We start from the raw sequence: 20995 nt of genomic DNA on the forward strand, positions 1-20995 counted from the left end.
GACGACGCCGAGCTCTTGGAGCTGGTCGAGATGGAAGTGCGCGAACTGCTCACCAAGTACGACTTCCCCGGCGACGACACCCCGATCATCCACGGCAGCGCCAAGCTGGCCCTGGAAGGCGACAAGGGGCCGCTGGGCGAGCAGGCCATCATGAAGCTGGCTGACGCGATGGACACCTTCTTCCCGCAGCCCGCGCGCGCGGTCGACGGTGCCTTCCTGATGCCGGTGGAAGACGTATTCTCCATCTCCGGGCGTGGCACCGTGGTCACCGGCCGCGTCGAGCGCGGCGTGGTCAAGGTCGGCGAGGAAATCGAGATCGTGGGCATCGTCCCGACGGTCAAGACCACCTGCACCGGCGTGGAAATGTTCCGCAAGCTGCTGGACCAGGGCCAGGCTGGCGACAACGTCGGCATCCTGCTGCGCGGCACCAAGCGCGAAGACGTGCAGCGCGGGCAAGTCCTGTGCAAGCCGGGCTCCGTGAAGCCGCACACGCACTTCACCGCCGAGATCTACGTCCTCTCCAAGGACGAAGGCGGCCGTCACACGCCGTTCTTCAACAACTATCGCCCCCAGTTCTACTTCCGCACGACGGACGTGACCGGTGCGATCGAGCTGCCGAAGGACAAGGAAATGGTCATGCCCGGCGACAACGTGACCATCACGGTCAAGCTGATCGCCCCCATCGCCATGGAAGAAGGCTTGCGCTTCGCCATCCGCGAAGGCGGCAAGACCGTGGGTTCGGGCGTCGTTGCGAAGATCATGGAGTAAAGCCATAGGGGTATAGCTCAATTGGCAGAGCGTCGGTCTCCAAAACCGAAGGTTGTAGGTTCGATTCCTACTGCCCCTGCCACCTGAGTGGCACCGCGAAAACAAGCCCGTCCTGTGTGACGGGCTTCAGCGTCTTAAGGGATTCAGCCGAATATGGCCACTACGCAAGTTGAAACCGTCACGACCGGCGCCGACAAGGCCAAGGTCGGGGCCGCCATCGCCCTGGTGATCGCCTCGCTGGCGGGCTTCTACCTGCTCGCCCGGCAAGGCCAGCTCGTGCAATGGGGCGTGTTGATCGCGGGCCTGGTGGCGGCGGTCGCCGTGTTCCTGGTGTCGGAGCCGGGCAAGGAATTCGTGGCTTTCGGCCGCGACGCCTGGAAGGAAGTGCGCAAGGTCGTGTGGCCCACGCGCAAGGAATCCATCCAGATGACGCTGTACGTCTTCGCCTTCGTCGTGGTGATGGCGCTGTTCCTGTGGCTGACCGACAAGACCCTTGAGTGGCTGTTCTACGACCTGATCCTCGGATGGAAGCAGTAATGAGCGAAATCGAAACCGCGGCCGCCGACGGCCAGCTGCCGGAAACGCCCGAGACGCCTGTCAAGCCGGTGAATCCGGATCTGCGCTGGTACGTCGTGCATGCGTATTCCGGCATGGAGAAGGCCGTCGAGCGCAACATCCGCGAGCGGATCAACCGCGCCGGCATGCAGCACATGTTCGGCGAAATCCTGGTGCCGACCGAAGAAGTGGTCGAGATCAAGAACGGCCAGAAGCGCTCGTCGGAGCGCCGCTTCTACCCCGGATACGTCCTGGTGCAGATGATCATGAACGACGACACCTGGCACCTGGTGAAGCACACCAACAAGGTGACGGGCTTCGTCGGCGGCGCCAAGAACCGTCCCGCCCCCATCTCCGACGATGAAGTCGCGAAGATCCTGGGCCAGATGGAAGAAGGCACCGAGAAGCCGCGCCACAAGGTCGAATTCGTGACGGGCGAGTACGTGCGCGTCAAGGACGGCCCGTTCACCGATTTCAACGGCACGGTCGAGGAAGTCAATTACGAGAAGAGCAAGGTCCGCGTGTCGGTGACGATCTTCGGTCGTGCGACGCCGGTCGAGCTTGAGTTTTCCCAGGTCGAGAAAACCTGACCTGTTTCGCGCTTACCAGCTCAGCGCGGAATTCAAGAAGAAGAGCTGTCAACCCCCCGGGGAGCCGAGGCCTGAAGGCCAAGGCGTTTGAACCCGCAAGGAAAGCAAGCAATGGCGAAAAAAATCGTCGGCTTCATCAAGCTGCAAGTGCCAGCTGGTAAGGCCAACCCCTCTCCCCCGATCGGCCCGGCGCTGGGCCAGCGCGGCTTGAACATCATGGAGTTCTGCAAGGCGTTCAACGCCCAGACCCAGGGCGTCGAGCCGGGGCTGCCGCTGCCGGTGGTGATCACCGCCTTCGCGGACAAGAGCTTCACCTTCATCATCAAGACGCCGCCCGCGACCGTCCTGATCAAGAAGGCCGTCAAGCTCGACAAGGGCTCCGCCAAGCCGCACACGGACAAGGTCGGCAAGATCACCCGGGCCCAGCTCGAAGAGATCGCCAAGACCAAGATGAAAGACATGAACGCTGCCAGCGTGGATGCCGCCATCCGCACTCTGGCCGGTTCCGCCCGCTCGATGGGCATCACGGTGGAGGGTCTGTAAATGGCCAAGCTGACCAAGAAACAAAAGGCCCTCGAGGGCAAGGTCGACAGCACCAAGCTGTATCCCCTGACCGAAGCCCTGGGCTACGTGAAGGAAGCCGCCACCGCCAAGTTCGATGAATCCATCGACGTGGCCGTGCAGCTGGGCATCGACCCGAAGAAGTCGGACCAGGTGGTTCGCGGCGCCGTCGTCATGCCCAACGGCACCGGCAAGACCAAGCGCGTGGCCGTGTTCGCCCAGGGCGCCAAGGCCGAAGAAGCCAAGGCCGCCGGCGCCGACATCGTCGGCATGGACGACCTGGCGGCCCGGGTGAAGGCCGGCGACATGCCCTTCGACGTGGTCATCGCCGCGCCGGACGCCATGCGCGTCGTCGGTACGCTGGGCCAGATCCTCGGCCCGCGCGGCCTGATGCCCAACCCGAAGGTGGGCACGGTGACCCCGGACGTCGCCACGGCGGTGAAGAACGCCAAGGCTGGCCAGGTGCAGTTCCGTGCCGACAAGGCCGGCATCATCCACGCCACCCTGGGCCGCCGCTCGTTCGACACCGACAAGCTGCAGGGCAACCTGACGGCGCTGATCGACGCGCTGACGAAGGCCAAGCCGGCCACCAGCAAGGGCGTGTACCTCCGCAAGGTGGCCGTGTCCTCGACGATGGGCCTCGGCGTCCGCGTGGACATCCAGTCGCTGACCGCACCGGCGGCGGCGTAAAAAAATTGGCGGGCGCCGCGAGGCGCCTGCCGGTGTGGTGGGCCGCCGGGGGCCAGCGAAAGCGAAACCCCGGCGGGCCATCCAAGACCGTTGGCGCGAGGTGCTATCTCGCTTAATTCACCAGCCAACGCAGATGGCGATCCCGCCGAAGACGAATCGAGAGATTTCCGAAACGGTTGGTCGCTGCAATAAGGCGCGCTGTAAGTCAGTACTGACCGAAGGCGCATTTTGAAGGAGTAGACCTTGAGTCTGAATCGCAGTGAGAAAGAAGCAGTCGTCGCCGACGTCACCGCTCTCGCCGCCAAAGCTCAAACGCTGGTGATGGCGGAATACCGCGGCATCACGGTCGCCGACATGACGAAACTGCGCAACGAAGCGCGCGGCAAGGGCGTGACCCTGAGTGTTCTCAAGAACACCCTGGCTCGCCGTGCCGTCGCCGGGAGCGCATTCGAAGTCGTCGGGGACCAGATGACCGGCCCGCTGATCTACGGCTTTTCCGTGGATGCCGTCGCCGCCGCCAAGGTGGTGGCCGACTTCGCGAAGACCAACGACAAGCTGGTCATTCGCGGCGGTGCATTCGCGGGCAAGGCCCTGGACGTCGCCGGTGTGAAGCAGCTGGCCAACATTCCCTCCAAGGAAGTGTTGCTGGCGCAGCTTTGCGGCCTGCTCATGTCGCCCATCTCGCGCACCGCGGTGGTGCTGGGCGCCCTGGCGAAGAAAAAGGAAGAGCCGGAAGCTGCCGCGGCCTGACCGCAAGGTCAGTCGTATTGACCCATCAGGTCAAGCTTGGTAACCCTGCTCCCCACCAACTTATTTCGGAAAGTAGAAAATGGCATTCGACAAAGACGCATTTCTGACGGCGCTGGACAGCATGACCGTCATGGAACTCAATGACCTGGTGAAGGCCATTGAAGAGAAGTTCGGCGTGTCCGCCGCGGCCATGGCCGCCCCGGCCGCCGGTGGCGCGGGCCCCGCCGCCGCCGTCGCGGAAGAGAAGACCGAGTTCACCGTTCAGCTGCTGGAAGCCGGCGCGAACAAGGTGTCGGTCATCAAGGCCGTGCGCGAAATCACCGGCCTGGGCCTGAAGGAAGCCAAGGACCTGGTGGACGGCGCCCCGAAGGCCGTCAAGGAAGGCATTGCCAAGGCCGACGCCGAAGCTGCCAAGAAGAAGCTGGAAGACGCCGGCGCCAAGGTCGAACTCAAGTAAGTTCGCCCCTGGTTCCAAGGCTGGAGTGCCCGCAAGGGCCTCCAGCCTTTGGTGCTTTACAGAGCACACCAATCAGCGGCCCCGCGGGCTGCTGATTAGTGTCTTCTGACCCGACTGCAGAAGACTGCTTGGTTCGGGCCCCGTGCAACGCGGGGCCGTCCGCCAAGGTTGGTAGTGGCCAACCCGCCAAGAGCGCCCCCGTCCGTGGTCCCGGACAGGTGGCCGACAGTTGCGAGCTGACCTAGCCCGGAGATCTCATGGCCTATTCTTACACCGAACGCAAACGCATCCGCAAGAGTTTCGGCAAACGCGACAGCGTGCTCGAAGTGCCGTACCTGCTGCAGATGCAGAAGGACGCGTACACCGCTTTCCTGCAAGCCGACATGGCGCCACAGAAGCGCACGATCGAGGGCCTGCAGGCCGCGTTCGACTCCGCCTTCCCGATCGTCTCCCACAACGGATTCGTGGAGATGAAGTTCATCGAATACAACCTGGCGAAGCCGGCGTTCGATGTGCGTGAATGCCAGACCCGCGGCCTGACCTATGCGTCCGCCGTGCGGGCCAAGGTCCAGCTCATCATCTACGACCGCGAGTCCTCCACTCCGCAGTCCAAGGTGGTGAAGGAAGTGAAGGAGCAGGAGGTCTACATGGGCGAAGTGCCGCTCATGACCGACAAGGGCTCCTTCATCATCAACGGCACCGAGCGCGTCATCGTCTCGCAGCTGCACCGCTCGCCCGGCGTGTTCTTCGAGCACGACAAGGGCAAGACCCACAGCTCGGGCAAGCTGCTGTTTTCGGCGCGGATCATCCCGTACCGCGGCTCCTGGCTCGACTTCGAGTTCGACCCGAAGGACGTCCTGTACTTCCGTGTCGACCGCCGCCGCAAGATGCCGGTCACCATCCTGCTGAAGGCCATCGGCCTGACGCCGGAAACCATCCTGGCGAACTTCTTCGTCAACGACAACTTCCGCCTGATGGACACCGGCGCGCAGATGGAATTCGTCGCCGAGCGCATCCGCGGCGAAGTCGCGCGGTTCGACATCACCGACAAGTCCGGCAAGGTCATCGTCCCCAAGGACAAGCGCATCACCGCGCGGCACACGCGTGACCTGGAAGCCTCGGCCACGACGCACATCAGCGTGCCTGAGGACTACCTCGTCGGCCGCGTGGTCGCCCGCAACATCATCGACCCGGACACGGGCGAGATCATCGCCAAGGCCAACGACGAGCTGACCGAAGCGCTGCTGAAGAAGCTGCGCACGGCCGGCATCCAGGACCTCCAGGCGATCTACACCAACGAGCTCGACCAGGGCCCGTACATGTCGCAGACGCTGCGCATCGATGAGACCGTGGACGAGTTCGCCGCCCGCGTCGCCATCTACCGCATGATGCGCCCCGGCGAGCCGCCGACGGAAGACGCGGTGCAGGCCCTGTTCCAGCGCCTGTTCTACAACCCGGACACGTACGACCTGTCGCGCGTAGGCCGCATGAAGTTCAACGCCAAGGTCGGCCGCGACGAAAGCACCGGCCCGATGGTCCTGACCAACGACGACATCCTGTCGGTGGTGAAGATCCTGGTGGACCTGCGCAACGGCCGCGGCGAAGTCGACGACATCGACCACCTGGGCAACCGCCGCGTCCGCTGCGTCGGCGAACTGGCCGAGAACCAGTACCGCACCGGCCTCGCCCGCATCGAGAAGGCCGTCAAGGAACGTCTCGGCCAGGCCGAGCAAGAGCCGCTGATGCCGCACGACCTGATCAACTCCAAGCCGATTTCCGCGGCGCTCAAGGAGTTCTTCGGTGCGTCGCAGCTGTCGCAGTTCATGGACCAGACCAACCCGCTGTCCGAGATCACGCACAAGCGGCGCGTTTCGGCCCTGGGCCCGGGCGGTTTGACGCGCGAGCGTGCCGGCTTCGAAGTGCGCGACGTGCACGTCACCCACTACGGCCGCGTCTGCCCGATCGAAACGCCGGAAGGCCCGAACATCGGGCTGATCAACTCGCTGGCCCTGTACGCCCGCCTGAACGAATACGGCTTCATCGAGACGCCGTACCGCCAGGTGCGCGACGGCAAGGTGACGATGCAGATCGACTACCTGTCCGCCATCGAGGAAGGCAAGTACGTCATCGCCCAGGCCAACGCCATCCTCGACAAGGAAGGCCGCCTGACCGGCGAGCTGGTGTCCGCGCGTGAAAAGGGTGAATCCATCCTGTGCGGCGCCGAGCGCATCCAGTACATGGACGTGTCGCCGGCTCAAATCGTGTCGGTCGCCGCTTCGCTCGTGCCGTTCCTGGAGCACGACGACGCGAACCGCGCGCTGATGGGCGCCAACATGCAGCGCCAGGCCGTGCCGGTCCTGCGCCCCGAGAAGGCCTTCGTCGGCACCGGCATCGAACGCGTTTCAGCGATCGACTCCGGCACCGTCGTGACGGCGACCCGCGGCGGTGTCGTGGACTACGTTGACGCCACCCGCATCGTGGTGCGCGTGAACGATGCGGAAGCCCAGGCCGGCGAAGTCGGCGTGGACATCTACAACCTGATCAAGTACCAGCGTTCCAACCAGAACACCAACATCCACCAGCGCCCGATCGTGCAGCGCGGTGACCGCATCGCCAAGGGCGATGTGATCGCCGACGGCGCGTCCACGGACCTGGGCGAGCTCGCGCTCGGCCAGAACATGCTGGTGGCGTTCATGCCCTGGAACGGCTACAACTTCGAGGACTCGATCCTGATCAGCGAGCGCGTCGTCGCCGACGACCGCTACACCTCGATCCACATCGAGGAACTGGTGGTGATGGCCCGCGACACCAAGCTGGGCCCGGAAGAAATCACCCGCGACATCCCGAACCTCTCGGAACAGCAGCTGAACCGCCTGGACGAGTCCGGCATCATCTACGTCGGCGCCGAAGTCCAGCCGGGCGACGTGCTGGTGGGCAAGGTCACGCCGAAGGGCGAGACCACGCTGACGCCGGAAGAGAAGCTGCTGCGCGCGATCTTCGGCGAGAAGGCTTCCGACGTGAAGGACACCTCGCTGCGGGTCGACCAGGGCTCGCAAGGCACCGTGATCGACGTGCAGGTGTTCACGCGTGAAGGCATCCAGCGCGACAAGCGCGCCCAGCAGATCATCGACGACGAGCTGAAGCGCTTCCGCCTCGACCTGAACGACCAGCTGCGCATCGTCGAAGCCGACGCGTTCGACCGGATCGAGAAACTGCTGGTGGGCAAGCCGGCCAACGGCGGCCCGCAGAAGCTGGCCAAGGGCGCGAAGATCGACAAGGACTACCTCGCCTCCGTCGAGAAGTTCCACTGGTTCGACATCCGCCCCGCCGACGACGAAGTCGCCACCCAACTCGAGTCGATCAAGAACTCGCTTGAGCAGACGCGCCACAGCTTCGACCTCGCGTTCGAAGAAAAGCGCAAGAAGCTCACGCAAGGCGACGAGCTGCCGGCGGGCGTGCTGAAGATGGTCAAGGTCTACCTGGCCGTCAAGCGCCGCCTGCAACCCGGCGACAAGATGGCCGGCCGCCACGGCAACAAGGGTGTCGTGTCCAAGATCGTCCCGGTCGAAGACATGCCCTACATGGCCGACGGCACGCCGTGCGACATCGTGCTCAACCCGCTGGGCGTGCCTTCGCGCATGAACGTGGGCCAGGTGCTCGAAGTGCACCTGGGCTGGGCCGCCAAGGGCATCGGCCAGCGCATCGGCAACATGCTGCAGCTGGAAGGCCGCGTCGCCGAGCTGCGCAAGTTCATGGACGAGCTGTACAACAAGTCCGGCAAGAAGGAAGCGCTGAACGAACTCTCCGACGACGAAGTCGTCGAGATGGCCGGCCAGCTGGCCAAAGGCGTGCCCTTCGCGACCCCGGTGTTCGACGGCGCCTCCGAAGAGGAGATCCGCGGCATGTTGCACCAGGCGTACCCGGAAGACATCGCCAAGGTGAAGGGGCTCACGGCCACGCGCACCCAGGCCATGCTGTGCGACGGCCGCACCGGCGACCAGTTCGAGCGCTCGGTGACGGTCGGCTACATGCACGTGCTGAAGCTGCACCACCTGGTGGACGACAAGATGCACGCCCGCTCGACCGGCCCCTACTCGCTCGTCACGCAGCAGCCGCTGGGCGGCAAGGCGCAGTTCGGCGGACAGCGTTTCGGCGAAATGGAAGTGTGGGCGCTGGAAGCCTACGGCGCTTCCTACACGCTGCAGGAAATGCTGACCGTGAAGTCCGACGACGTGCAGGGCCGCACCAAGGTGTACGAGTCCATCGTCAAGGGCGAACACGCGATCGACGCCGGCATGCCGGAGTCGTTCAACGTGCTGGTGAAGGAAATCCGATCGCTGGGCATCGACATCGAGCTCGAGCGCTCATAAGACAAGGACAGAGTGACATGAAATCCCTACTCGACCTGTTCAAGCAGTTCACGCCGGACGAGCATTTCGATGCCATCCGCATCGGCATCGCTTCGCCCGAGAAGATCCGCTCGTGGTCTTTCGGCGAAGTGAAGAAGCCGGAAACCATCAACTACCGCACCTTCAAGCCCGAGCGCGACGGCCTGTTCTGCGCCAAGATCTTCGGCCCGATCAAGGACTACGAGTGCCTGTGCGGCAAGTACAAGCGCCTGAAGCACCGCGGCGTGATCTGCGAGAAGTGCGGCGTCGAAGTGACCCAGACCAAGGTGCGCCGCGAGCGCATGGGCCACATCGACCTGGCCGCGCCCTGCGCGCACATCTGGTTCCTGAAGTCGCTGCCGTCACGCCTGGGCCTGGTGCTCGACATGACGCTGCGCGACATCGAACGCGTGCTGTACTTCGAGGCCTACGTCATCACCGACCCCGGCATGACCCCGCTGAAGAAGTTCGGCATCATGTCCGAGGACGACTACGACGCGAAGCGCAAGGAATACGGTGACGAATACGTCGCCAAGATGGGCGCCGAAGGCATCAAGGACCTGCTGGAAGGCATCGACCTCGACACCGAGATCGAGAAGCTGCGCGGCGACCTGACCGGCTCCGAAGTCAAGGTCAAGAAGAACTCCAAGCGCCTGAAGGTCCTGGAAGCCTTCAAGAAGTCGGGCATGAAGCCCAACTGGATGGTGATGGACGTGCTGCCCGTGCTGCCGCCGGACCTGCGTCCGCTGGTGCCGCTGGACGGCGGCCGCTTCGCGACCTCCGACCTGAACGACCTGTACCGCCGCGTCATCAACCGCAACAGCCGCCTGAAGCGCCTGCTGGAGTTGAAGGCGCCGGAAATCATCGCCCGCAACGAGAAGCGGATGCTGCAGGAAGCCGTGGACAGCTTGCTGGACAACGGCCGCCGCGGCAAGGCCATGACGGGCGCCAACAAGCGTGCGCTCAAGTCGCTGGCCGACATGATCAAGGGCAAGAGCGGCCGCTTCCGCCAGAACCTGCTGGGCAAGCGCGTCGACTACTCGGGCCGTTCGGTCATCACCGTGGGCCCGACGCTCAAGCTGCATCAGTGCGGCCTGCCGAAGCTGATGGCGCTCGAACTGTTCAAGCCCTTCATCTTCTCGCGCCTGGAAGCCATGGGCATCGCCACCACGATCAAGGCGGCGAAGAAGGAAGTCGAAGCCGGCACCCCGGTGGTGTGGGACATCCTGGAAGAGGTCATCAAGGAGCACCCGGTCCTGTTGAACCGCGCCCCGACGCTGCACCGGCTGGGCATCCAGGCCTTCGAGCCGATCCTGATCGAAGGCAAGGCGATCCAGCTGCACCCGCTCGTCTGCGCGGCGTTCAACGCCGACTTCGACGGCGACCAGATGGCCGTCCACGTCCCGCTGTCGGTGGAAGCGCAGATGGAAGCCCGCACGCTGATGCTGGCCTCCAACAACGTGCTGTTCCCCGCCAACGGCGAACCCTCCATCGTGCCGTCGCAAGACGTGGTGCTGGGCCTGTACTACACGACGCGCGAGCGCACCAACGCCAAGGGCGAGGGCATGATCTTCGCCGACGTGTCCGAAGTCCAGCGTGCGCTCGACAGCGAAGTGGTCGAGCTGACCGCCAAGGTGGCGGTGCGCCTGACCGAATGGAACAAGGACAAGGACACCGGCGAGTTCGTCGCCTCGCGCAAGCTGGTGGACACCACCGTGGGCCGCGCGCTGCTGTCGGAAATCCTGCCCAAGGGCCTGCCCTTCAGCAACCTGAACAAGGCACTGAAGAAGAAGGAAATCTCGCGCCTGATCAACACGTCCTTCCGCCGCTGCGGCCTGAAGGAAACCGTGGTGTTCGCCGACAAGCTGCTGCAGAACGGCTTCCGGCTGGCCACGCGCGCGGGCATCTCCATCGCCATCGACGACATGCTGGTGCCGCCGGAGAAGGCGAGCATCATCGCCCGCTCCGAGAAGGAAGTGAAGGAGATCGAGCAGCAGTACACCTCGGGTCTCGTCACTTCCGGCGAGCGCTACAACAAGGTGGTGGACATCTGGGGCAAGGCCGGCGACGAAGTGTCCAAGGTCATGATGGCCCAGCTCGCCAAGGAAAAGGTCATCGACCGCCACGGCAAGGAAGTCGACCAGGAGTCGTTCAACTCCATCTACATGATGGCCGACTCCGGCGCCCGCGGTTCCGCCGCCCAGATCCGCCAGCTGGCGGGCATGCGCGGCCTGATGGCCAAGCCGGACGGCTCGATCATCGAGACGCCCATCACGGCGAACTTCCGTGAAGGCCTGAACGTGCTGCAGTACTTCATCTCCACCCACGGCGCCCGGAAGGGCCTCGCGGACACGGCGCTGAAGACGGCCAACTCCGGCTACCTGACGCGCCGCCTGGTCGACGTGACGCAGGACCTGGTGGTGACCGAGCACGATTGCGGCACCGCCGACGGCGCGCTGATGCGCGCCATCGTCGAAGGCGGCGAAGTGATCGAATCGCTGCGCGACCGGATCCTGGGCCGCGTCGCGGCCGAGGACGTGCTGCATCCGGAAACGCGTGCGGTGATGGTCTCTGCCGCCACCATGCTGGACGAAGATCTGATCGACGAGCTGGAAGCCGCCGGCGTCGACGAGGTCAAGGTCCGCACGGCGCTCAACTGCGCCACCCGCTTCGGCCTGTGCGCCAGCTGCTACGGCCGTGACCTCGGCCGCGGCGGCATGGTGAACGTCGGCGAAGCGGTCGGCGTGATCGCCGCGCAGTCGATCGGTGAGCCGGGCACGCAGCTGACAATGCGCACGTTCCACATCGGTGGCGCCGCTTCGCGCGCCGCCGTGGCTTCGAGCGTGGACGCCAAGTCGAACGGCGTGATCGGGTTCAACCCGACCATGCGCTACGTCACCAACAGCAAGGGCGAGCTGGTCGTCATCTCGCGTTCCGGCGAGATCGTCATCCATGACGAACACGGCCGCGAGCGCGAGCGCCACAAGGTGCCGTACGGCGCGATCCTGGCGGTCAAGGCGGACCAGACCGTCAAGGCCGGCACCATCCTGGCCAACTGGGACCCGCTGACGCGACCCATCATCACGGAATTCGCCGGCACGGTGAAGTTCGAGAACGTGGAAGAGGGCCTGACGGTCGCCAAGCAGGTCGACGAAGTCACCGGCCTGTCGACCCTGGTCGTGATCGACCCGAAGCGCCGCGGCTCCGCGAAGGTGATTCGCCCGCAGGTGAAGCTGATCGATCCGTCCGGCAACGAGGTGAAGATCCCCGGCACCGACCACTCGGTGACGATCGCCTTCCAGGTCGGCTCGCTGGTGCAAGTGCGCGACGGCCAGGACGTGGGCCCCGGCGAAGTGCTGGCCCGCATCCCGGTCGAAGGGCAGAAGACGCGCGACATCACCGGCGGCTTGCCGCGGGTCGCCGAGCTGTTCGAAGCCCGTTCGCCCAAGGACAAGGGCGTGCTGGCCGAGATGACCGGCACGGTGTCGTTCGGCAAGGAGACCAAGGGCAAGATCCGCCTGCAGATCACCGACCCGGAAGGCGGCGTCCACGAGGAACTCGTGCCCAAGGAGAAGAACATCCTGGTGCACGAAGGCCAGGTGGTGAACAAGGGCGAGTCCGTGGTGGACGGCCCGGCCGACCCGCAGGACATCCTGCGCCTGCTGGGCATGGAAGAACTCGCGCGCTACATCGTCGATGAAGTGCAGGACGTCTACCGCCTCCAGGGCGTGAAGATCAACGACAAGCACATCGAGGTGATCGTGCGCCAGATGCTGCGCCGCGTGATCATCGAGAACGTGGGCGAGTCGGACTACATCGCCGGCGAGCAGGTCGAGCGCTCGGAAATCCTCAACACCAACGACCGCCTGCGCGGCGAGAACAAGGTGCCGGCGACCTACAGCAACCTGCTGCTGGGCATCACCAAGGCCTCGCTCTCGACCGACTCGTTCATCTCCGCCGCCTCCTTCCAGGAAACGACGCGGGTGCTGACCGAAGCGGCCATCATGGGCAAGCGCGACGAGCTGCGCGGCCTGAAGGAAAACGTCATCGTCGGCCGCCTGATCCCCGCCGGCACCGGCATGGCGTACCACGACGCGCGCAAGGCCAAGGACATGATGGACGAGGCCGAGCGCCGCGCCATCGCCGACGCCGAAGCGGCCGAGCTGGCGACGCTGGCGGAAGGTGCGAGCGGCTCCGAAGCCAGCGAGGGCGCGTCGGCCGAATAAGCAGTCATCATCGCCTGAAGCGGGGCGCCACGGGCACGTGGCGCCCTTTTTTCTTGCCGATTCACAGCTGACTTGTCCACCATAGATTGCCGCTGGCTGCGCCGAAGCCCCTCAAGTAACCTGCGGAATCAATTGGCCCACGGACGCGGAACGATCACGCACGAGGCCTCTCGGCGAGGTGAAGCTCATTTCGACTGTCGGATGAGTCCCTGCGTGCCGCCCGTGAGGGGCGGCAGCCAGACCTCAACTGTGCCAGCACGAACGGGACTGGACTTCTCGACGATGTCGCGTTTGATCAATTTCAAAGCCACTCGAATGCGCTTTCGGGCCATGAAAGTCTCGATCGACTCTTTGACCGCTGTGGCGAGCTTTTCGTCCGCAGGAAAGTAGAAGCGAACATCGCCGGCTGTCGAGATCGTTGCCATTTCTCCGGGCGGAACAGCCACGTCTTTGAATTCTTGTCCAAGCGCACGCCGCAATTCCTCGACGAGCTTGTCGTCGCCAATGGACTGGAACTGAATGAAAACGCGGCGCGCGCCGCCCGCTGCACGCAGGTTCGGTTCCAGAACCTTCATTCGCTCTGCGGCGAAGCGTTGGTCCTCCGGACTGGCGTTCACAATGCCGAGCACCGAGACGTAGTCGGCTCGTGCCTCGACGAGCTTCGAGGTGTTCTCGTACACGTTCGCACGCTCAATGTAGGCCCCGGCAAACGTGGGACGCCACTCGATGGCACGCGTGAAGTCAGCAAGCGCTTCTCCCGATCGGCCCGCTGACACATTAGCAAGGCCCCTCAAGTAGTACGCATCAGCATCCCTGGTGTCCAGTTCGATCGCTCTGCTGAATGCGACCACGGCCTCGTTGAGGCGGCCGAGACTGGTGAGTGTTTGGCCGATCCCGATTTGGACCCGCGCGCTGTTCTCAGTTGCTGCCACCTCATTCAAGAGGACCAAAGCATCGCCCAGCCGTCCAGACTTGCGGTAGGCGTATGCCAAGGCCACCTTCGTATCGTTCTCTGAACTGATCGCCAGCATGCGCTGATATGCTTCGATCGCCGTTGTGTAATTCTCAGTCCGTACCCCTTCTTCGGCTGCCGCGCGGAGCATGCCGAGCTGTACGCGATCGACCGGCAGTTGTGTGTGCAATCGCACGTTTTGAGACGGGCTGCCGAGCAGGTATGCTAGGCCGAACCAAACCCCACCTGCGATCGCAAGCGTCCAAGTGGTCATGATCCCCATCGACGCAGCGCGGCGCCAGATCGTGGGCCGCTTCGCCGCGAGTGTCGCGTTCTCCCTGCTCGCGGCGATGTATGCAAGTTCGCCCTCATTCAAATCCGAGCTATTCTTGGTCGCCCAAAGGCCTGCTTCGCTCAGCAAGGTCCCAACGAGAAGCGCGCTGTCATCCTTGCCACTGCGTTCCCAGTCGATCATGTAGCCGCGCAACTGCTGGCGCCACAGCAGAAAGTCCCTGTCCTTTTCGATCCATTCCTGGAGTGTCTTCCAGTGGCTGACCACGGCCGGATGTGGCAGTACGAAGGTGCCGCTGTCATCGGATTCTGAAATGGAGAGGACAGCGAAGCTCGCCAGCTTTGCGATGACGCTGCGTTGTGACTGGTGAAAGTCACGGAGCGCCGCACGAATCGCGATGCACCCCCCGCCTTCAGTCGCGTGTACGAGGCGCACGAGCCGTCCGAATACCTGCCGCGCGATCACCTGCTCGTCCTTGTCGAGACTAGCCATAGCCCGCTCGGCCTCCATGACCGCGGCCTGTTCTAGCGGCACTGAAGCTAAGGTGGCGGCGACCGGTGCGGTTGATTCGCGTTCGCGCTTGCGCTGCGGAGTCTCGGCGAACGCATCGAGAAATTTCTGCCTCTCCGCGGTGGGGAGCGGCATACGCATCTCCCCCACCCGTCCGCCAGTCAGGTAGCGCGTGATCCGCAGGAAAGACGCCAGCACGCTGCGCGGGTCTTCTGGGTTGTCTTTGAACGGCGCCAGCACTTCTTCATAGGCGTAAAACGGGGTGTACGGCACTTCGACCGAGCTCCAGTACGCAGGTACCTTTGAAGGTTCGAGATGTTCCACCAGCGAATCGAACGATTCACGTGCAAATGCTTGCCTAATTTCCAGTCGCTCGCTCTCGCCGGGATCGACGCGCATCGGAATCGGAAATACTTGGTATGGAAGTGGTGTCGTGGCGAGTTGAGCGACGAGGTTCTTGTCCTGCCTCAGCAGCTCACGTCGTTCATCGTCCATGCGATGCCGCTGCTTCACGGCGGAGCGAGCGATGCCGGCAGCGCCCTTTATTCCTTGGTTGTTGTATGTGAAGCAGACGACGAGCGTGTCGGGCATCTGCACGGTACAGATGCCTGCCGTATCGCTTACACCCGTACGGCTGTCGATGAGGACGTAGTCGTAGGCCGCGCGCGCGTTTTCCTTCAGCGCCTCCATGAACCCGCCGCCGCCGAGCCGGTCGTAGAAGTTCTGCCAATTGAAGGAGCTGACCTTAATGGCATAAGTGTCGTCTTGGCAGCCCGCTGAAAGAAAGTCTATGGAGCCGCCTCCAGGAAAATGGCTGAAGTTCACTGACAGAACGTGGTCAGAAATATCGGCATAGGGGCGGTACCAAGCCGCGTCAGGTTCGGCGCCGTCCTTCGGCTTAGGCAGGATCGCCGCCGAGGCGTACTCGTCGAGCATGTCGATCAAGCCGGAAGAGCCACTCACCTCCTTATCGATCAGAAACGGGGCAAAGTAACGATGCAAGCCCGGCGCCTCAAGGTCCCAGTCGATGACTAGGACGCGATGACCGCTGCACGCGAGAATCCAGGCGACATTGGCAAGCGCCATCGATCGGCCTGTGCCGCCCTTGTAAGAGTAGAAGGTAAGGATGCGTCCGTTTCGCGGGGACGAGAGATCGTGCATGTCAAGCGCCCGCGCTGATGACGTACTTCGACGGCCCTGCAGGTACGGGCATTTCGATTTCTGCCCTTTTCCGCACCTCTTCCTTCAAGCGAGTTAGCACGTCGCGTAGCGCCTGCTGGAGTTCGTCGGGCGAGCGGATCCCCTCCCGGTAAAACATCGGATTCGGCGAAATGTGTCTATGCAAATAGAATGTCTGCTGCAGTGCCAGTTCGATCTGAGGGCGGTTTGCCATGGAGTCGTGGTCCTCCTCATTCCAAGGGACAAGCACGCACCAGTGCACGTCTAGGCGCTGGTCCAACTGCTGCAGGATCGCGCGGTAGTTGGCGTCGGACGAAAGTGTCCAACCGTCGACGAGCAATATCACTATCTGTCTCAGATTCCAGGCTTTCTGCACTTCCTGGACCAATGTAGGACCGAACGAGAGCTCCTCACTGGTAAATCCGAGACCCTCCGCCGAAGCCAAGTGTTGGAAGACGGCATGAATGCGTGTCGTCTGCATGGGCAGGAAGGGCTTCCAGTCGGACGCGCCCGAATCCAGATACGGCTCGAGGGTTCTAGCACCTGCCAGTTGCTGCGGATTCGCAGCAACATAGACGACGCGTATGTGCTTTGGGCCGAGCACAGCGGGAGCGGCGCCACCCAGCGGAAGTTCGCTGGGGGCGGCCGGAAAGGCCGGCTGCATCTGCGTGTAGGAGGGAGCGGCCGCAAGCCGCGGGATTGTGTGCTCCCTGCCCGCTTTGACGATCTCCCGGGCCAGCTGGGCAATGTATTCGTGATAGTCCACGCTGTACTTGGTTAGGGACTGCAGCATCAGCTTGAGACCCTTCACGTTGTGAAGAGCCTGCGGGTCGCCCATAGCAGCCTGGCCGGCACGCACCACAGCTGGCAACTCTTCGATTTTGAAGGCGATCCAGGTAACTGGCTTGATGAGCGGCGGCGGCGGCGCACCGCTCTGGACCGCCTTCGCACACCGCTGCCGAAAGAGTTCCCACTCCTTGCCGCAGAATATGCTCTTGAAGTAGCCAGGCGAGCCGACTGCCACCATCACCTTCGAATCCTGCAAGGCCTCAAAGATCTTCTGGTCCCAGTCCTCGCCGAGCTCGATGTCGCGTTGGTCGAAAAAGCCGACCACTTCCCCTTTCCCTTTCCCAAGCTCTTCACGAACAGCCTCGGATAGATTCTCGAAGAAGGTCTGCAAATACTCGTTATTGTTGCTCCGGCTGTAACTAAAAAAGAATTCGTAAGCCATCTTGATCTCCGTGCACGACCATAAATCGGGATGGCCCTCTTACGCAAGCTCCAAAGTGAGGGCGTCGCAACGTGCCAGCTTTGTCGTGGGCTTCGACGGCATCAACGCCCGCGAGAGTCAGCCTCTCCAAGGCAAGGAGGGGCACGTACGCCCAAAACCAGGTTCCGCCCTAAACTGCTAGCGCCATCGCCCCTCCGGGCGGTGGCGCTTTTTTATTGGCCATGGAATCGTCTCTGCTGATCTGGGTCATCGCCGCCATCCTGGTGTTCTGGGGGGTTGGTGCCTACAACCGCCTGATGCGCTTGCGCTCGGCCGCGAATTCGGCGTTCGCGGCGCTCGAAGCGGAGCTCACGAAGCAAGTGCAGCTGGTGCACGCCTGCCTGCCGGAGGACGCCTCGCAGCCGCCTTCGCAGTTCGACGGCGGCAGCGTGTTCTGGGGTGGCCTGCAGGGCGCGGCCGCGCAACTCGCGGCCACGCTCGCTTCGGCCCGCATCAAGCCGCTGGATGGCGAGCGCATCGCGGCGCTGGGAGCCGCCCAGGAAGTGCTGGCCACCGCCTGGGATCGCGCCGTGCGCGACGATGCGCATGACCTGGCCGGCTCGCGCCTGCCGGACAACCTGAGCATCGAACGCGCGCAGCGGGTCAGCATGACGGAAACAGCCACCGAGCAGTTCAACCAGGCGGTGACACGCTACAACGAGGCCATCGCGCAGTTTCCTGCGCTGGTGCTGGCGTGGGTGTTCGGCTTCCAGCCGGGGCGCGGCCTGCGCGCCCGGCCATAACCTCATCGCCATAAATTGTTTGCCCCCCGGCGGGCCGCTCTTTATAGTCGCGGCAAACATACCCGAGGAGACCGGATGAAGCCCCTTGCCACCCTGGCGGCCCTGCTGGCCGCCGCCGCGCCCTTCGCGTCGCAGGCGCAGGACCAGCAGGCACTCTATGTGCGCAGCCTGGCGGCCACCTGCGCCAATTGCCACGGCACCGACGGCCGCGCCGTCGTCGGCTCCACCATGCCGGCATTGGCCGGCATGCCGCGCGACCAGCTGCTCACGCAACTCAAGGCCTTCAAGGCGGGCACCCGGCCCTCGACCATCATGAACCAGCTGGCCAAGGGTTACACCGACGCGCAGCTCGAACAGATCGCCGGCTACTTCGCCGCGCAGAAGTAAGGAGCAACTCCATGCAACGCCGTTCCTTCCTGCAAAGCTCCTCTGCCCTCGCCCTGCTGGGCCTCGCCGGCTGCGCCACCACCAGTGTGCCCTCCAAGGCACGCGTCGTCGTCGTGGGTGGCGGCTATGGCGGCGCCACCACCGCCAAGTACATCCGGCTCCTGTCCGGCCACAAGATCGACGTCGTCCTCGTCGAGCCCAACGACGCCTTCGTCTCCTGCCCGCTGTCGAACCTCGTGCTGGGCGGCAGCCGCCAGATCGCCGATGTCACCACGCCCTACACGGGCTTGTCGCGCAATCACGGCGTCACGGTGGTGAAGGACATGGTCGCGGCTATCGATACGGCCGGCAAGAACGTCCGGCTGGCCAGCGGCCCCGTCATCGCCTACGACAAGCTGGTGGTCTCGCCCGGCATCGACCTGCTGTTCAACAGCATCGAAGGCTCGCAAGCCGCGCAGGCTTCGGGCCAGATCCTGCAAGCCTGGAAGGCGGGGCCTGAGACCGTGGCGCTGCGGCGCCAGCTGGAAGCCATGCCGGACGGCGGCGTCTATGCGCTGACGATCCCCGAGCAGCCGTTCCGCTGCCCGCCCGGGCCGTACGAGCGTGCCTGCCAGGTGGCCTGGTACTTCAAGCAGGCGAAGCCGCGCAGCAAGGTGCTGATCCTCGACGCGAACCCCGACGTGGTCTCCAAGGCCGGCCTGTTCAAGAAGGTCTGGGCCGAGCAATACCGCGGCATCGTCGAATACCGGCCGCAGCACAAGACAACGGCGGTCGATGCCCGCAATGGCGTGGTCAAGTTCGAGGTGCAGGAGGATGTGAAAGCCGCGGTGATCAACGCGCTGCCTTCCATGCGCGCCGGCGCCATCGCCGTGCAGGCGGGCCTGAACAACCTCGCCAACAACCGCTGGTGCGGGGTCGACTACCAGACCTTCGAATCGACGGTGGCGAAGGACGTCCACGTGCTGGGCGATTCGATCCAGATCGCCCCGGGCATGCCCAAGAGCGGCCACATGGCCAACAGCCACGGCAAGGTTGCCGCCGCGGCGATCGTCGCGCAGCTCTCCGGCTGGGCGGTGAACCCCGCGCCCATGCTCACCAACACCTGCTACAGCTTCGTGGACGACAAGAACGTGGTCCACGTGGCCAGCGTGCACGAGTACGTGGCGGCGGAGAAGACCTTCAAGACGGTCGCCGGCTCCGGGGGCCTCAGCCCCGGCCCCACCGAGCTGGAAGGCGCCTACGCCAACAACTGGGCGCGCAACATCTGGTCGGACACTTTGGCCTGACGTTGACACCGATTCCCCTGTGGCGGCAGCTTCAGGCTGCCGCTTCCGTTTTGGCGGCAGTGCGCCGCGGCGAGTCGGCCACGCCGGCGCTGGCGCGCGTGCCGGGCGATCTGCGACCTGCCGCGCAATCGCTGTCTTTCCATGCCCTGCGGCAACTGGGCCGCGCCGAGGCCTTGCGCAAGCGCCTGGCCAAGCGGCCCCCGCCACCCGCGGCCGACGCGCTGCTGTGCCTGGCCCTCGCCCTGTGCTGGCGGGAAGCCGATGCGCCCTATGCGCCGTTCACGCTGGTGGATCAGGCGGTGGAGGCCGCCAAGCGCGATGCGTCGATGCGCGCCCAGCAGGCGTTCCTGAATGCCTGCCTGCGCCGCTTCCTGCGAGAGCGCGACGCACTGGTGGCCGCCACCGACAACGACCCGGTCGCGCGCTGGAATCATCCCGCATGGTGGATCCAGCGGCTGCGGCAGGACCATCCGGCGCACTGGGAGCAGATCCTGGCGGCTGCCAATACCGCCGCGCCGATGACGCTGCGCGTCAACGCCCGGCTGTCGTCGCGCGACGCGATGCAGCAAACCCTGGCAGATGCCGGCATCGCCAGCCAACCGGTCGGCGCCCAGGGCCTGATCCTCCAGCAGGCCCGGCCGGTGCACGAGCTCCCCCGCTGGAACGAGGGCGCGCTGTCGGTGCAGGACGCCGGCGCGCAGCTCGCCGCCGCCCTGCTGCTGGACGGCCTGGCGCCCGTCGATGCGCGTCTTCGCATTCTCGACGCCTGCGCCGCCCCGGGCGGCAAGACTGCCCACCTGCTGGAACTCGCGGATGCCGACGTGCTGGCCCTCGACGTGGACCCGGCGCGCTGCGAGCGCATCCACGAGAACCTGCGCCGGCTGGGCCTGCAGGCCCGTGTCCAGGCGGCTGACGCGGCGGAGACCTCCACCTGGTGGGACGGCCAGCCCTTCGACGCCATCCTGCTGGACGCCCCCTGCACCGCCTCCGGCATCGTGCGGCGGCACCCCGACGTGCGCTGGCTACGGCGCGAATCGGACATCGCCCGGCTGGGGGGGCAGCAGGCGCGCCTGCTGGAAGCGCTCTGGCCACTGCTGCGCCCGGGTGGCCGGCTGGTGTACTGCACCTGCTCCGTCTTCCGCGCCGAGGGCGAGGCTCGCGTCGCGGCGTTTGTTGCACACCACAATGCGGCCGCTTTGCAGCCCGCGCCCGGCCATTTGCTTCCCCAAAGCGGGGCGAACGCCCCGGGCGTCCGGGACAATCCCCAGGGTGACCACGACGGTTTCTACTACGCGGTGCTGCAAAAAGGGGCGCCGGACGCTGCCGCGCCTGCCCCTGAGGGCTGAGCGCGCCTGGCGTTGGCTGGCGTTCGCGCTGGTCCTGGCCGCTGC

Annotated in this window: 15 protein-coding genes and 1 tRNA gene; 14 read left to right on the plus strand and 2 right to left on the minus strand. The window is 64.6% G+C overall.

Annotated elements, in window-relative coordinates:
* The 10 genes from FN976_RS27150 to rpoC all read left to right on the plus strand — a co-directional run.
* The coding region (locus FN976_RS27150; protein WP_145896935.1) for an elongation factor Tu at nt 1–768 on the plus strand (768 nt) is incomplete at its 5' end.
* Nucleotides 769–774: 6 nt separating this feature from the next.
* A tRNA-Trp gene (locus tag FN976_RS27155) sits at nt 775–850 on the plus strand.
* Nucleotides 851–921: 71 nt separating this feature from the next.
* Nucleotides 922–1305, plus strand: a complete 384-nt coding sequence (gene secE / locus FN976_RS27160) for a preprotein translocase subunit SecE (protein WP_145896937.1) — start codon at nt 922–924, stop codon at nt 1303–1305.
* On the plus strand, nt 1305–1913 hold the full coding sequence (gene nusG / locus FN976_RS27165; RefSeq protein WP_255440873.1) for a transcription termination/antitermination protein NusG: 609 nt from the start codon (nt 1305–1307) through the stop codon (nt 1911–1913). The genes secE and nusG overlap by 1 nt, the downstream gene beginning before the upstream one ends.
* A 111-nt stretch (nt 1914–2024) precedes the next feature.
* Entirely contained in the window at nt 2025–2456 is a 432-nt protein-coding gene (rplK, locus tag FN976_RS27170) for a 50S ribosomal protein L11 (protein ID WP_145896939.1), read from the plus strand.
* Complete coding sequence (gene rplA, locus FN976_RS27175) at nt 2457–3164, plus strand: 50S ribosomal protein L1 (protein WP_145896941.1); 708 nt, start codon at nt 2457–2459, stop codon at nt 3162–3164.
* 243 nt (nt 3165–3407) lie between these two features.
* Entirely contained in the window at nt 3408–3914 is a 507-nt protein-coding gene (rplJ, locus tag FN976_RS27180) for a 50S ribosomal protein L10 (RefSeq protein ID WP_145896943.1), read from the plus strand.
* Between the two features lie 79 nt (nt 3915–3993).
* Entirely contained in the window at nt 3994–4371 is a 378-nt protein-coding gene (gene rplL, locus FN976_RS27185) for a 50S ribosomal protein L7/L12 (protein ID WP_145896945.1), read from the plus strand.
* A 257-nt stretch (nt 4372–4628) separates the two neighbouring features.
* The gene (gene rpoB, locus FN976_RS27190; protein ID WP_145896947.1) at nt 4629–8741 is read left to right on the plus strand and encodes a DNA-directed RNA polymerase subunit beta; all 4113 of its coding nucleotides are present in this window, start codon (nt 4629–4631) and stop codon (nt 8739–8741) included.
* A 17-nt stretch (nt 8742–8758) separates the two neighbouring features.
* Nucleotides 8759–12985 carry a DNA-directed RNA polymerase subunit beta' gene (gene rpoC / locus FN976_RS27195; RefSeq protein ID WP_145896949.1) on the plus strand — a complete coding sequence of 1409 codons (4227 nt, stop codon included), beginning with the start codon at nt 8759–8761 and terminating at the stop codon, nt 12983–12985.
* Between the two features lie 185 nt (nt 12986–13170).
* On the opposite strand, the gene FN976_RS27200 is transcribed toward rpoC, so the two are convergent.
* Together FN976_RS27200 and fsxC are read right to left on the minus strand one after the other, a co-directional pair.
* Nucleotides 13171–15900: a KGGVGR-motif variant AAA ATPase gene (locus FN976_RS27200; RefSeq protein WP_145896951.1), complete on the minus strand. Its 2730-nt coding sequence runs from the start codon at nt 15898–15900 to the stop codon at nt 13171–13173.
* Between the two features lies 1 nt (nt 15901).
* Nucleotides 15902–17149: an FxsC protein gene (gene fsxC, locus FN976_RS27205; protein WP_145896953.1), complete on the minus strand. Its 1248-nt coding sequence runs from the start codon at nt 17147–17149 to the stop codon at nt 15902–15904.
* Nucleotides 17150–17370: 221 nt separating this feature from the next.
* On the opposite strand from fsxC, the gene FN976_RS27210 reads away from it, so the two are divergent.
* The 4 genes from FN976_RS27210 (at nt 17371) to rsmB (ending at nt 20950) form a co-directional block, all read left to right on the plus strand.
* Nucleotides 17371–17931 carry a LemA family protein gene (locus tag FN976_RS27210; protein ID WP_145896955.1) on the plus strand — a complete coding sequence of 187 codons (561 nt, stop codon included), beginning with the start codon at nt 17371–17373 and terminating at the stop codon, nt 17929–17931.
* Between the two features lie 75 nt (nt 17932–18006).
* On the plus strand, nt 18007–18318 hold the full coding sequence (locus tag FN976_RS27215; protein ID WP_145896959.1) for a c-type cytochrome: 312 nt from the start codon (nt 18007–18009) through the stop codon (nt 18316–18318).
* Between the two features lie 11 nt (nt 18319–18329).
* On the plus strand, nt 18330–19604 hold the full coding sequence (locus tag FN976_RS27220; RefSeq protein WP_145896961.1) for an NAD(P)/FAD-dependent oxidoreductase: 1275 nt from the start codon (nt 18330–18332) through the stop codon (nt 19602–19604).
* A 2-nt stretch (nt 19605–19606) separates the two neighbouring features.
* Nucleotides 19607–20950: a 16S rRNA (cytosine(967)-C(5))-methyltransferase RsmB gene (rsmB, locus tag FN976_RS27225; protein WP_145896963.1), complete on the plus strand. Its 1344-nt coding sequence runs from the start codon at nt 19607–19609 to the stop codon at nt 20948–20950.
* Nucleotides 20951–20995 lie beyond the last annotated feature (45 nt).

It is taken from the genome of Caenimonas sedimenti (assembly GCF_007833165.1).
Lineage (GTDB): Bacteria > Pseudomonadota > Gammaproteobacteria > Burkholderiales > Burkholderiaceae_C > Ramlibacter > Ramlibacter sedimenti.